Source organism: Lacinutrix sp., assembly GCF_029238095.1.
Lineage (GTDB): Bacteria > Bacteroidota > Bacteroidia > Flavobacteriales > Flavobacteriaceae > Lacinutrix.
The window spans coordinates 50562-65198 of record NZ_JAQWGS010000002.1; the positions used below are offsets into that span (position 1 = coordinate 50562).

Below are 14637 nucleotides of genomic sequence, written 5' to 3' on the forward strand. Positions count from 1 at the left end.
TTATAAGTATTCGTTAATTAATTCTTTTTATGCTTTCGTGTTTCTCACTTTAGTATGATACTGAACATTAGGTTTAGTACCAACACTTTCTAGTAAGTGATACATACGATCGTCTTCTAAAAGTTTTGCAACTTTGCTTTCTTTGTCGTTAATATCTCCAAACACCATCGCTCCATTGCTACAAGCAGAAGAACAAGCTGTTTGGAATTCTCCATCTTTAATAACACGTCCATCACGTTTTGCATCAAGAATTGTTTTTTGTGTTTTTTGAATACACATAGAACATTTTTCCATGACACCACGAGAACGTACTGTTACATCTGGATTAATTACCATTCTACCTAAGTCGTCATTCATAAAGTAATCGAACTCATCATTTCCATTATAAAGGAACCAGTTGAAACGACGCACTTTATAAGGGCAGTTGTTTGCACAATATCTTGTACCTACACAACGATTGTAAGCCATATGGTTTTGGCCTTGACGACCATGTGATGTTGCAGCTACTGGACATACAGTCTCACAAGGAGCATGATTACAGTGCTGACACATTACTGGTTGAAAAGCAACTTGTGGGTTATCTGAAGCAATTTCTAATTCTCCAAATCCTCCTAAAGAACCATTTTCACTAAATAAACCTAAACCATCGAAACCTTCTTTCTTAGCATCATCAGCTGCAAAAGACTCTTCAGAAGAATAATATCTATCAATACGTAACCAATGCATATCGCGACTTCTACGTATTTCTTCTTTTCCTACAACAGGAACATTGTTTTCTGCATGACATGCAATTACACATGCTCCACAACCTGTACAAGCATTTAAATCAATAGACAAGTTAAAGTGATGACCAATAGAACGATCAAATTCATCCCATAAATCTACCTCTGGAGATGTTACTTCTACTTCCTCGTGATTTAAAGATACTGTTGGTATTGCATTCCATACAGTTCTGTCACTTGTGTTAAAAATCTCTAATGTTGTTTCTTTAATAATGTCTCCACGACCCATTAAAGTATTTTGTAACTGTACACAAGCAAACTCATGCATTCCTACGGCCTTAGTTACTGTAATATCTTGTATAGTGTTAAAACCTTGGTATAATTTATAAGCATTAACACCTGTTTGCATTTCTTCTTTTAAACCTGCAGATCTTCCATAACCAAGAGCCAAACCTACAGAACCTGTTGCTTGACCTGGTTGGATAATTACGGGAACTGTTAATTTATTACCGTTAACAGTAATTTCAGCGTAACTACCATTTAAAGCACCTGTTGCTTCATGCTCGTTTACTAATTCTAAGCGTTTAGCATCTGCGGCAGAAACTGTTAAATAGTTATCCCAAGAAGTTCTTGTAATTGGATCAGGAAATTCTTGTAACCATGGGTTGTTAGCTTGTTGTCCGTCTCCCATTCCTACTTTAGTATATAAAGTAAGCTCCATTCCTTTTGAAGTTGCACTAGTCGCTAAAGCTCTAGCTGCACTTCCAGAAGGTGTCTCAACATTATCTTGTGATGCTTCTACAGTATCATCAACTACATCACTAGAAGATTGAGATATAAAAGACCCATCATGTAACGCTTGGTTAAATGATGCTCCCTCAAGAATTTCAGAATTCCAAAGTGTTTTAACATAATCGCTATACTTAACATCATTTCCATTCCATAGCAATAAAACTTCTTGAAATTGTTTTGTATCAAATAAAGGACGAATGGTAGGCTGAATTAATCCGAAATGGCCTTTCTTTATTTCTACATCTCCCCAACTTTCTAGGTAGTGAGGTGCAGCTGCAATATATTGCGAAGCTAAGGCTGTTTCGTCTGCTTTCATAGAGAAAGCTACAGATAAATCTGTGTTTTTTAATCCTTCAGCAAAATCTGAAGCATTTGGTAAAGTATATAGTGGATTTACTCCACTCATGATAAGAGCTCCTACTTTTCCTGCTTTCATATCAGCAATTAAAGTCATTACAGCCTTATCATTTCCTTGTCTTGTTCTTATTGGTTTTTTTGGATTAAACGCTTTACTCTCAAGCTTTTCGTTTATCTCTAAAACAACAGTTTGTGCATTTACATCTTGAATACCTGTAACCACAACACCATTTCTTCCAGCTTTATCTAACTCAGAAGCTGTTGCTTGTACTTCTTTCTCTATGTGCGCTGGCAAGCTACCTGAAAAAGCACCACCAACAATTAGGCTATGTAATTTTGCTAAAGCTAATTTTTGCTGACTTGGTGTTAAAGGCACACGCTTATCTGCATTTGCACCTGCAAGAGACATATTAGATTCGAATTGAATATGACGGGACATTTTACCATTTTTAGGAATTCGTCCTTTTGAATATCCGGAATCAAAACCACCACCTTGCCAATCACCTAAGAAATCTGCTCCAAAGGCTACAATTGTAGAAGCTATAGAAAAATCGTAATCTGCTAATCCTCTTTCGTTATATTTTGTTTGAAAAGCATCTAGTGCAGCAGACTCTGAAACAGCGTCGTAAACCACATGCTTAGCATTTAAATATTTTTCTTTAAATTCTGAAATTAACTTACTTGTAGATGGACTAGCATACGTTTGTGTTAAAAACACGATTTGCTTTCCAGCTTCTTTAGTCGCATTTAATTTTTGAGTCGTTTCTGAAGTAAAAGTAGACCAAGAAATAGGATTTTCACCTTTCATAGGAGATTGCACTCTTAAACTATCGTATAGTCCTAAAACCGATGCATTAACTCTAGCATTTGCACCACCATTAGTTGCAGCAAGGTTATTGTTTTCGATTTTGATTGGACGACCTTCTCGAGTTTTTACTAAAACACTTGCAAAATCAAAACCATCTGCAATAGTTGTTGCATAATAGTTAGCTACACCAGGAATAATAGAGTCTGGTTGCACTACATAAGGAATTGATTTAATTACTGGTCCTTCGCAGGCAGCTAAAGAAGCTGCAGCAGTACTAAAACCAACATACTTTAAGAAATCACGACGCGTAGTAGACGAAGCCTCTAATGTTTCCTTGTCTCCAAGAAATTCATCTGTAGGAATTTCGTTTACAAATTCGTTTTGTTTTAGCGTCTCAACAATAGAGCTTTCTTTTAGCTCTTCAACACTTTTCCAGTATTTCTTGTTTGATGACATATTATATAATTGAATTACTTCTTAATTTATTTATAACTTTTTCACTTAAAACACTCAGACAAGCCTAGTGTGACAAAACTTTCTCTTTAGAGACTCCTATGTCAAAGGAGTACTGTAAACTAATATCTAGTAGTGACACTTACCACATTCTAATCCACCCATCTGCGCAGCAGTTAATTGCTCAACTCCATATTTTTTTGAGAGTTCCTCGTGAATTTTGGTATAGTACTCATTATCTTTTACCTTAACATTAGTTTCTCTGTGACAGTTAATACACCAACCCATTGTTAATGGAGAATATTGATACATTACTTCCATTTCCTCAACAGGACCATGACAAGTTTGACACTCTACACCTGCAACACTAACGTGCTGAGAGTGGTTAAAGTAGGCAAAGTCAGGCAAATTGTGAATTCTAGTCCATTTTACTGGAGAGGTTTCACCTGTGTATTTTTGCTCTACATCATCCCATCCAACAGCTTTGTATAATTTTTTAATTTCTGCATTATAATCTACACCATATTCTGCTAAACCTTCAGCTTGTGTTCCTTCAGCAACTTCATAAATAGATTTATGACAATTCATACATACGTTTAACGAAGGTATCCCTGAATGTTTAGAAACTCTTGCAGATGAGTGACAGTATTTACAATCTATACCATTATCTCCTGCATGAATTCTATGAGAATAATGAATTTCTTGAACTGGCTCGTAACCTTGGTTTACACCTACTTGCATAAAGTAACCATAAACGAAATAAGCAGAGGCCAATAAAAATAATATCGCAGTTACCAAAATTAAGAATTGGTTTTCAACAAATGCTTTCCAAAGCGGCTTTCTTTTAGGTTGGTCTACTAATTCAACACCTTTTACTTCTGCAAAACTGCGCAATGTTTTGTTAACTAGGTATAACGCACCTGCTAATAGCGCAAACAAAAGCGCTAAAGCACCTAATATTAATCCGTTTGAGCTAGTATCGCTTTCTGGATTAGATCTATCATCAACAACTTCTTCTTTTACAGGAGCTGGAGGCTCAGCACCAGTATATGCTAAAATATCATCAATATCTGTATTAGATAATTGAGGAAAAGCATTCATAGCAGTACCACCATACTCATTGTAAATCTTGTTTGCATATGCATCACCAGATTTAATCATTCCTGCGCTATTCTTTATCCAAGCATAAAGCCATTCTCTGTCTAAACCTTCACTATCTGCTAAACGCTGCTCTACATTACGTAAAGCAGGACCTGTCATTTTCTTATCTAATTTATGACAAGCTGCACAATTAGCATTAAATATTGCTTTTCCATTTACAGGGTCACCTTCTTGAGCAGAAAGAGCAGTAGAAAACGTTAACAAAAAAACTAAGCCTAAATGAAGAATATTAATGCCTAATTTGCGGTGAATCACCTTTTTCATATTGTTGATTGAATTTACTTCTAAACTTTGGTATGATTTTTTCATCTATATCTAAAATACAGTTATAAAAAACTTACGCAAAAGTAATACTTAAAGTCCATTTTTGAAATCTTAAATAAGTCTTAATTTATAATTTAGAAAAATTCTAAATAAGAAAAAGCACTTTTCTTTCGTTTATAACTTTTACATTTGCATCATATATTTAACAACTATGAATTTAAAAACATTAAAAACTCTATGTTTCTCTCTGGCTTTATTACTTTCTAGTAGTTTTGTTTTTGGACAACAAGGTACTGTTGTTATTAATCAACAACCTGAAATTTCAACCTTATTAGAGTTGAAAAAAGAGATTAATATTGAAGAAGAGGATAACGATCGTTATAAAATTCAAATTTATTCAGGGTCTAGACAAGAAGCTGAAAGTGTAGAGAACAATTTTGATAGCACATTTAATTCTTGGTCTTCAAAATTAGAATACGAAACACCTAACTATAAAATATGGGTTGGAAGTTTTAGAACAAGACTAGAGGCCGAAAGAGCTTTAATAAAAATAAAGAAGAAATTTCCTAATGCTTTTATATTTAAGCCAAAGAAAAAAAGTAATTAGTAGTTTTCTTTAGAAATAAAAAAGCCGTTTTCAATTAATTGAAAACGGCTTTTAGTTTTATAGATTCTTCGCTTAACGATGAATCACATTATTTTAATTTTTTCTTTACTTCTACTTCATGGAATGCTTCAATAACATCACCTTCTTTAATGTCGTTATAATTTTTTATTTGCATACCACAGTCGTAACCCTTACCAACTTCTTTAACATCGTCTTTAAATCGTTTTAGAGAGGTTAATTCTCCTGTGTAAACAACAACACCATCACGTATTAAACGTATTTGAGAGTTTCTAAATATTTTACCGTTCATTACCATACATCCTGCAATACTTCCAACTTTAGTAACTTTAAATATTTCTCTAATTTCTGCAGTACCAGTAATTTCTTCTTTAAGCTCTGGAGACAACATGCCTTCCATTGCGTCTTTAAGATCATTAATGGCGTCGTAGATAATTGAGTATGTTCTAATATCAATTTCTTCTCTATCCGCAATAACTCTTGCGTTACCTACTGGACGAACATTAAAACCAATAATAATAGCATCTGATGCAGTTGCTAACAATACATCGCTTTCTGTAATGGCTCCAACACCTTTATGAAGAATATTAACTTGAATTTCTTCTGTAGAGAGTTTTTGAAACGAATCTGTTAAGGCCTCAACTGAACCATCAACATCTCCTTTAAGAATAATATTTAATTCTTTAAATGTACCTAGAGCGATACGACGACCAATCTCTGCAAGTGTTAATGTTTTTGTTGTACGTACGTCTTGTTCACGTTGTAACTGCATACGTTTTGTGGCAATTTGCTTCGCTTCACGCTCATCTGCAAAAACATTGAATTTATCACCTGCTTGTGGTGCTCCATCTAGACCTAATATAGATACTGGAGTAGAAGGTCCTGCTGCTTGAACATCATTACCTCGTTCATCTTGCATTGCTTTAATCTTTCCACTATTTTTTCCTGCTAATACATAGTCTCCAATTTTAAGTGTTCCTGCTTGTACTAATATTGTCGATACATATCCACGCCCTTTGTCTAAGAATGCTTCTACAACAGTACCAATTGCTGGCTTATTTGGATTTGCTTTGAGCTCTAATAATTCAGCCTCAAGTAATACTTTTTCTAATAATTCTTTTACACCAGTTCCAACTTTAGCTGAAATATTGTGAGACTGAATTTTACCTCCCCAATCTTCTACTAAAAGATTCATTTGTGCTAAACCTTCTTTAATCTTTTCTGGATTGGCGTCTGGTTTATCTATTTTGTTTATGGCAAAAACAATAGGCACTCCTGCGGCTTGTGCATGAGAAATTGCTTCTTTTGTTTGTGGCATAATATCATCGTCTGCTGCTGCTACAATAATAGCAATATCTGTAACTTGAGCACCACGTGCACGCATGGCTGTAAAGGCCTCGTGACCAGGAGTATCTAGAAATGCTATTTTTTGACCACTTTCTAATTGTACTCCATATGCACCAATATGTTGTGTAATTCCGCCTGATTCTCCAGCAATTACGTTTTCTTTACGAATATAATCCAAAAGTGATGTTTTACCGTGATCTACGTGTCCCATTACTGTAACAATAGGTGCTCGTTCTATTAAATCTTCAGGCTTATCAACGACTTCTACAATAGACTCTTCGATATCTGCTGTTACAAATTCTACTTTGTAACCAAACTCTTCTGCTACAATAGTTAATGTTTCAGCATCTAAACGCTGATTCATTGTTACCATCATTCCAAGAGACATACATGCAGAGATAATTTGAGTTACTTGAACATCCATCATGGTTGCAACTTCACTTGCTGTAACAAACTCTGTTACTTTAAGTATTTTGCTTTCTGCTGCTTCGATTTGCTCATCGATTTCAGACTGTTCTCTATGTTGATCTCTTTTGTCTCTTCTATATTTTGCTCCTTTACCTTTGCTAGATTTTCCTTGTAATTTTTCAAGTGTTTCTCTTACTTGTTTTTTTACATCCTCTTCACTTGGTTCTGCTTTTACAATATTTCTTCTACCTTGTCCTGGTTTTTTACCTTTAAACCTATCGTTACCTCCTCTGTTGTTTGATCCAGCTCCTCCAGAGCCAGGTTTGTTATCTCCTGGTTTAGAGATGCGACGACGTTTTTTCTTATTAGCATCATCTGCTTTTTTAGCAACTTCTTTCTTTTTCTTAGGCTTATTAAATTGTGATAAATCTATTTTTTCACCAGCAATTTTTGGTCCAGTAAGCTTTTTGTATTGAGTTTCTACAGTTTCTGGCTCATTAGGCTCTTCTGCTTTAACCGATTCTTCTTTGGCTTTTGTAGACTCTGCTTTCTTTAGTGCAGGTTCTTTTTTTAGCTCATTTTTTTCTTGTGTTTTAGCTTCTGCTTTAACTTCCTTTTTTGGAGCTTCAGCTTTTGCCTCTTTCACTTCCTGTTCTTTGTCTAGCTTAGATTCTTTCTTTTTTGAGTCTAAATCTATTTTACCAACTTTTTTAGGTCCAGAAAGCACTTTAGTTGCTTTTACAACTTCTTCTGCCTTGGCTTTGGCTGTAGCTTTTGCTTCTTCTTCTTTTTGCTTAGCTTCTAGTTCTTGTTCGCGTTTAATACGCAAATCTTCCTTTTCTTTGAGCTTAGCTTCACTAACTGCTTGAGACTTGATCTTCTTATTTGCATCTGTTTCGAATTCATCTGAAAGAATTTTGTATGTTGTTTCAGAAATTTTCGTTGTTGGACGCTTCTCTATCTCGACACCTTTGGAATCTAAAAATTCCACAGCACGATCTAAAGAGATGTTAAGCTCACGTAGTACTTTATTTAATCTAATCGTTTCAGCCATAAATTGCCTTTACCTTAATTTTACTCAAAAATATGTTAATCTTCAAATTCTTCCTTAAGAATTCTAATAACATCTAGTATTGTTTCTTCTTCTAAATCTGTTCTTTTTACTAAATCTTCAACATCTTGCTCTAGGACACTTTTTGCTGTGTCTAAACCTACTTTGCTAAATTCTTTAATAACCCAATCTTCTATTTCATCAGAGAATTCTCTTAATTCCACATCTTCTTCTGCACCTTCTCTAAACACATCAATCTCGTAACCAGTAAGTTGTCCAGCTAAACGAATATTGTGACCTCCACGACCTATTGCTTTACTTACTTCTTCTGGTTTTAATATAGCCTCTGCTCTTTTGTTTTCTTCATCAATTTTTATTGACGTTACTCGTGCTGGACTTAATGCTCTTGTAATATATAGTTGTAAGTTATTAGTGTAATTGATTACATCTATGTTTTCGTTTCCTAATTCGCGAACAATACCATGAATTCTTGAACCTTTCATTCCTACACAAGCACCTACAGGATCTATTCTATCGTCATAAGAATCTACTGCCACTTTTGCTTTTTCACCAGGAATTCTTACTACATTTTTAATAGTAATTAAACCATCAAATACTTCTGGTATTTCAGCTTCAAATAATTTTTCTAAAAACTTTGGCGATGTACGCGACATAATAATAGCAGGCTTGTTTCCTTTAAGCTCTACACTATCAATAATACCTCTTACATTATCTCCTTTACGAAAGAAATCTGAAGGTATTTGTTTATCTTTTGGCAATATAATTTCATTACCATCGTCATCTAATAATATTACTGCTCTATGGCGAATATGGTGTACCTCTGCAGTATATAACTCGCCTTCAAGTTCTTTAAATTGCTTGAATATATTGGTGTTATCGTGTTCGTGAATTTTAGAAATTAAATTTTGACGCAGCGCTAAGATTGCACGACGACCAAGATCTATAAGCTTAACTTCTTGAGACACGTCTTCACCGACTTCAAAATCTGGTTCTATTTTTCTAGCTGCACTAAGAGAGATTTCTTGGTTTGGCTCTTCAACTTCACCATCTGCAACGACTACTCTATTTCTCCAAATCTCTAAATCTCCTTTGTCTGGATTTATAATAATATCGAAGTTATCATCATCTCCAAACTTCTTCTTTAGTGCATTTCTAAATACATCTTCCAATATCGCCATAAGCGTAACACGATCTATTAATTTATCGTCTTTAAACTCTGAAAATGATTCAATTAACGCTATATTTTCCATTATTCTATTGAATTAAAATTTTATCATAACTTTTGCTTCTACAATATCGTTGTAAGCTATTTTTGCGTTTTTTTGAACAGTTACCTTGCCTTTACCAACAGGCTTTTGCTCTCTAGCTTTCCAAGATAACTCAATGCCTTCATTGGAAGCATTAATTAACGCTGCTTCTATACTTTCGGTTTTTGTTCTAACGTCTAATGTTCTTCCTATATTTTTAACAAATTGTCTTGGCAATACCAATGGAGCAGTTGCACCATTTGATGCTACTTCTAGAGAGAAATCATGCTCTTCTCTATCAATATTATGCTCGATAGCTCTACTAATAAACATGCAATCCTCAACTCTAACACCATTATCGCCATCGATAATTATGTTAATAGATTGATCATTAGAGATTGTAAAATCTATTAAAAATAAATCTGATCTTTCCTCTAAGGCTTCCTCCAATAAGTTTTTTACTGTAGTATTAAACATTTTTAAGTATAAAAAGAGCGGACGACTAGTCCGCTCACATTCATTTATCTTACAACGCTGCAAATATACATATTTTTATAATAATGTCCTACAGACTTTTAGCTTTATTAAAAAAAAAGCAAGATTTAATCTTTAAACATACCTTTAAAAACAAAAAAGTTAAAATCTTTTACAACAAGATTAATGAATACTCGATACATTTTTAGAAGTCCTTTTTTTTTCTTAGATTTAAATACTTGTTAAACATAAATACTATGAAAAAAATTCTTGTACCAACCGATTTTTCAAACGAAGCAGAAAATGCTATAAAAGTAGCTGCTCAACTTTCAAGAAAACATAATTGTGAGCTTATCCTTTTAAATATGTTAGACTTACCTTTAACTCATATTTCAGAAGGTGTTCCAGCAGATTTACCTGAGGCTGTATATTTTATGAAACTTGCACATAAACAATTTGAAGATGTGATGTCTAAACCGTATTTAAGTGATATTACTGTAACAGAAATGGTGGACATACATGATATTTCTACTGGTATATTAGAAACTTGCAAGAAAGAGGATATAGATTTAATTGTTATGGGTTCTCATGGATCTAGTGGGTTAAAAGAAATGTTTATTGGATCGAACGCTGAAAAAATAGTTCGCGCCTCTAACAAACCTGTTTTAGTTATTAAAAACGAACATGAAAATTTTGATATTGAAGAATTTGTTTTTGCATCGGATTTTAAAAACGATAGTCGTGAGACATACAAACAAGCAGTAAAATTAGCTGAAACTTTTAACGCTAAAATTCACTTGTTGATGGTAAATACAGTTTCAAATTTTACAACCACTGCATCAGCAAAAGTTAAAATTCAAGAATTTATTGAAGGTACAAACTTTACAAACTACACCACAAACATATATAATGATGAAACTGTAGAAAAAGGTATTTTAAATTTTTCGCATATTATTAATGCAGATCTTATAGGTATTAGCACGCATGGAAGACAAGGTATTGCTCACTTTTTAAATGGCAGTTTAAGTGAAGACTTAGTTAACCACGCTAAAAGACCAGTAATTACTTTTAAAATTTAATAAATTAAATTTTTATAAATAAAAAAGTCTTCCAAAATTTGGAAGACTTTTTTGTTGGCCCACTAGGTTTCGAACCTAGACTCTTTGGTACCAAAAACCAACGTGTTACCAGTTACACCATAGGCCAATAATTGTAACAGGCTGCAAATTTAAAACAAAGTTTTATTTGCGCAAACATTTTGCTATAAAATAATATTTATTTTTCATCGTTTTTTTTAAAAAGCGTGTTAGCTGTATAAAAACAAGCCGTTTTAAATAAACTCTGTTATGAAAACTTTATCATTCTTGTTTCAAATTTATTAGTAAATTCGCCATTAATATAAACATACTAGGTATATGACGTCTTCAAACTTTAAAAAATGGAATAACATCTTAGGATGGTTCGCTTTTTTAATTGCTTTAATAACTTACAGTTTAACAGTCGAGCCAACTGTTAGCTATTGGGATGCTGGTGAATATATTTTAACCTCTGCAAAACTTCAAGTTGGTCATCCACCAGGAGCTCCCTTATTTCAAATGTTGGGTGCGTTTTTCTCAACGTTTGCAATTTCCCCAGAAAATATTGGTCTCATGCTTAATATGGTAAGTGCTGTTTCTAGTGCATTTACAATACTGTTTATGTTTTGGAGTATTTCATTATTGCTTCAAAAAATGATTAAAACCGAAGAAAGTACGACTTCTAAATCTTATGCTATTTTAGGTAGTGCTTTAGTTGGAAGCATAACCTTTGCTTTTACAGATTCTTTTTGGTTTAATGCCGTTGAAACCGAAGTGTATGCTATGGCAACACTTATTATGTCGCTTTTATTTTATTGTGCCTTACGTTGGGAAAACGACATGCATAATCCTAGAGGTAACCGTTGGCTTATTCTTATTGCTTTTATAATTGGTTTATCTTTTGGTGTGCACTTTATGGGATTACTAACCATTCCTGCAATAGGTCTCATTTACTATTTTAAAAATTACAAAACTGTTACTATAACAAACTTTATAGTTGCAAATGTAGTTTCTGTGGCTATTTTATTATTCATTTTTAAATTACTAGCACCAAATATCATTAGGTTCTTTAGTTTATTAGAAATTTTCTTTGTTAATGTTATTGGGTTACCTTTTAATTCTGGGTCAATAATCGCAGGTCTCTTATTAATTGCTGCCATATATTTTGGCTTAAAACACACTAAAAACAAAGGTTACAAACATCTTAACACAGCAATTTTATGTGTTACTTTTGTTGTTATTGGTTTTTCGTCATGGCTTATGTTACCTATTCGTGCAAATGCCGATGTGGTAATTAATGAAAACAATCCTTCAAGCGCAAGAGAGCTCCTTGCATACTATAATTTGGAACAATATCCAAAAACGCATTTGTTTTACGGACCATTATTTACAGACCAATATGCTGCATTAAATCCTGACAAAGAAGATGCTTACAGAGATGATAAACCTAAATACGAAAAAGATTTAAAGCTCGGCAAATACGTTATTGTTAATGACTATAAAGATGCAGTACAGAATTATAATTACGATCATGCTTCTGTTTTACCAAGAATGTGGAGTGGTGAGCATGCTGAAAACTACATGCTGTTCTCTGGATTTTTAGATTACACGCTAAAGGAGAAATTTAATGTCGATGTCTTTACTCAGAAAAAAATTGCGGATTTTATTGAAAAATACCAACAAAATCAACTAACAGAAAGAGAATACGATGAATTTATGGCTGTTTATGGCGATAAATTAAATATTGCTTTAAGACCAAGAATACAAAAAGATGTTGCGTTTATTAATCAGTTTAAAAGTAAAGTCGCAGAAGGAAAAGTAGATTACGAAGGCTACCATAGATTCTTAAAAGAATATGGCCAAGAGTATTTAGACATTGAAAAACCATCGTTTATAGACAATACTGTGTATTTATTTCAATACCAATTAGGCTATATGTATTGGCGTTATTTTATGTGGAATTTTACTGGCCGACAAGACGACATACAAGGCGAGTACAACAATCATGGTAATTGGATTAGCGGTATCAATGCAATAGATTCTTGGCATTTAGGACAATCTCAAGATAATTTACCAAGCGATGTAAAAAATAACAAAGCTAGAAACACATACTTTTTCCTTCCATTAATTTTAGGAATTATTGGTTTGTTTTTCTTGTTCAATAAAGATAAAAAAACATTTTGGGTATTATTCGTGCTATTCTTATTTACAGGAATTGCAATACAAGTATACACTAACATTAGACCTTTTGAGCCTCGTGAGCGTGATTATTCTGTGGTAGGTTCGTTTTATGTATTTGCTATATGGATTGGCTTTAGTGTCTATGGAATTTTTGAATTCTTTAAAAACAAAGTAAAAAGCACAGCTTTACCTCTTGCAATTACTGGAGTTTGCTTATTAATTGCACCTTTGATTTTAGCGGTTAATAATTGGGACGACCATGACAGGTCTGACAAATACACTGCCTTATCTATGGCCAAAAAATATCTAGATTCTTGTGGCGAAAATGCTATTCTTTTTTCCATTGGTGATAATGATACATTTGCACTCTGGTATGCTCAAGAAATTGAAAATTATAGAACAGATGTTCGTGTAGTAAATACTAGTTTGTTTCAAACCGATTGGTATATAGACCAAATGAAACGTAAAGCATACGAAAGCGATCCTGTGCCATCACAATTAACACACGACCAATATAAATATGGAACACGAGATTATATAATGAAACGTACTTATTATATAGATCCAAAGACAGAAGATGCAAAACCTACTTTTAGTCGTGATACTTTATTGATTAAAGACTTTTTAGATTTTGTTTCTAGTGATAATCCAAAAACAAAATTTAAGAGAATTATCCAGTTACAAGGTGAAGATATAGAACAATATCCTTCGCAATTACTAAATACAAACTATTTTCCAGTAGAAAATATTCGTATTCCTGTAAACAAAGAAAATGCTTTAAAATACGGTATTGTAAAAGAAAAGGATGCAGACTTAATAGTGCCTTATATTGATATTAACATAAAAGAGAGCGCTATTTACAAACAGCGTTTATTAATGTTAGATATTGTTGCCAATAACGATTGGAAACGACCAATTTACTTTACAGGTGGTGCTTTTGGTGAAGACGATTATATCTGGATGAAAGATTTCTTACAACTTGACGGTATGTGCTATAAGTTAGTTCCTATAAAAACACCTACAGATCGAGCAAATCCTTTCGATATGGGAAGAGTAGATACAGACTTTATGTACGAGAAAGTTAAAGCTTGGGATTGGGGAAATAGCGGAAGTGATGATATTTACCACGACCCAGAAACACGTAAAAACTCTATTACTTATAGAGGAAATTTAGCGCGATTAATAGAAAACTTAATTAATGAGAAAAAACTAGACAAGGCAGAACATATTGCAGACATTGCTATGGAGAATATGCCTGTAGATAAGTTTGGCTACTACACATTACTTGAACCTTATATTAGTGCTTATTACGAAGTTGGCGCTAAAGATAAAGCGAGACAATTGTTTAAAGATGTTGCTGTTAAATATCAAGAAAACTTAACATATTATAGTGAGCTAACTCTAGAAAATCAAATTAAAAACGGACAAGAAATTGTTACAGATTTAGAACGCTACAGAGCTTTAATAATTGTTCTTGTTGAGTATGACGAAGATTTTGCTGAAAAAGAATTTTTAACTTTTACAGAATTTCAAAGACCTTTTGAAAGGCTCTTCCCAGACGACAGACCAGACATAAGAGAAGAAAGCGATATTAATAGAGATAGCAGTGCAATTAGCATAGAACCTATTGAAGTGGAAACAGAAGACTAA

The 14637-nt window shown here is 33.4% G+C and carries 8 protein-coding genes and 1 tRNA gene; 3 read left to right on the top strand and 6 right to left on the bottom strand.

Going from position 1 to position 14637, the window contains the following annotated elements; genetic code table 11:
* Window positions 1–27: 27 nt before the first annotated feature.
* Window positions 28–3135, bottom strand: a complete 3108-nt coding sequence (locus tag P8H50_RS00225; RefSeq protein WP_300204032.1) for a TAT-variant-translocated molybdopterin oxidoreductase — start codon at window positions 3133–3135, stop codon at window positions 28–30.
* A 126-nt stretch (window positions 3136–3261) separates the two neighbouring features.
* The gene (locus P8H50_RS00230) at window positions 3262–4557 is read right to left on the bottom strand and encodes a c-type cytochrome (protein ID WP_300204203.1); all 1296 of its coding nucleotides are present in this window, start codon (window positions 4555–4557) and stop codon (window positions 3262–3264) included.
* Between the two features lie 211 nt (window positions 4558–4768).
* On the opposite strand from P8H50_RS00230, the gene P8H50_RS00235 reads away from it, so the two are divergent.
* Complete coding sequence (locus P8H50_RS00235; protein WP_300204036.1) at window positions 4769–5164, top strand: SPOR domain-containing protein; 396 nt, start codon at window positions 4769–4771, stop codon at window positions 5162–5164.
* Window positions 5165–5252: 88 nt separating this feature from the next.
* Here P8H50_RS00235 and infB read toward each other — a convergent pair whose 3' ends face one another.
* The 3 genes from infB to rimP are packed head-to-tail and all read right to left on the bottom strand — an operon-like array spanning window position 5253 to window position 9733.
* Entirely contained in the window at window positions 5253–7991 is a 2739-nt protein-coding gene (infB, locus tag P8H50_RS00240) for a translation initiation factor IF-2 (RefSeq protein WP_300204039.1), read from the bottom strand.
* 35 nt (window positions 7992–8026) lie between these two features.
* A complete protein-coding gene (gene nusA / locus P8H50_RS00245; RefSeq protein WP_300204042.1) occupies window positions 8027–9259 on the bottom strand; it encodes a transcription termination factor NusA in 1233 nt (410 codons plus the stop codon).
* A gap of 12 nt (window positions 9260–9271) precedes the next feature.
* Window positions 9272–9733, bottom strand: coding sequence for a ribosome assembly cofactor RimP (gene rimP, locus P8H50_RS00250; RefSeq protein WP_300204045.1), 462 nt, complete (start codon window positions 9731–9733; stop codon window positions 9272–9274).
* A gap of 254 nt (window positions 9734–9987) precedes the next feature.
* Between rimP and P8H50_RS00255 the strand changes: the two genes are divergently transcribed.
* Entirely contained in the window at window positions 9988–10809 is an 822-nt protein-coding gene (locus tag P8H50_RS00255) for a universal stress protein (protein ID WP_300204048.1), read from the top strand.
* 54 nt (window positions 10810–10863) lie between these two features.
* Here P8H50_RS00255 and P8H50_RS00260 read toward each other — a convergent pair.
* Window positions 10864–10936: transfer RNA gene (locus P8H50_RS00260), tRNA-Gln, on the bottom strand.
* A gap of 209 nt (window positions 10937–11145) precedes the next feature.
* On the opposite strand from P8H50_RS00260, the gene P8H50_RS00265 reads away from it, so the two are divergent.
* Window positions 11146–14637, top strand: a complete 3492-nt coding sequence (locus P8H50_RS00265; RefSeq protein ID WP_300204051.1) for a DUF2723 domain-containing protein — start codon at window positions 11146–11148, stop codon at window positions 14635–14637.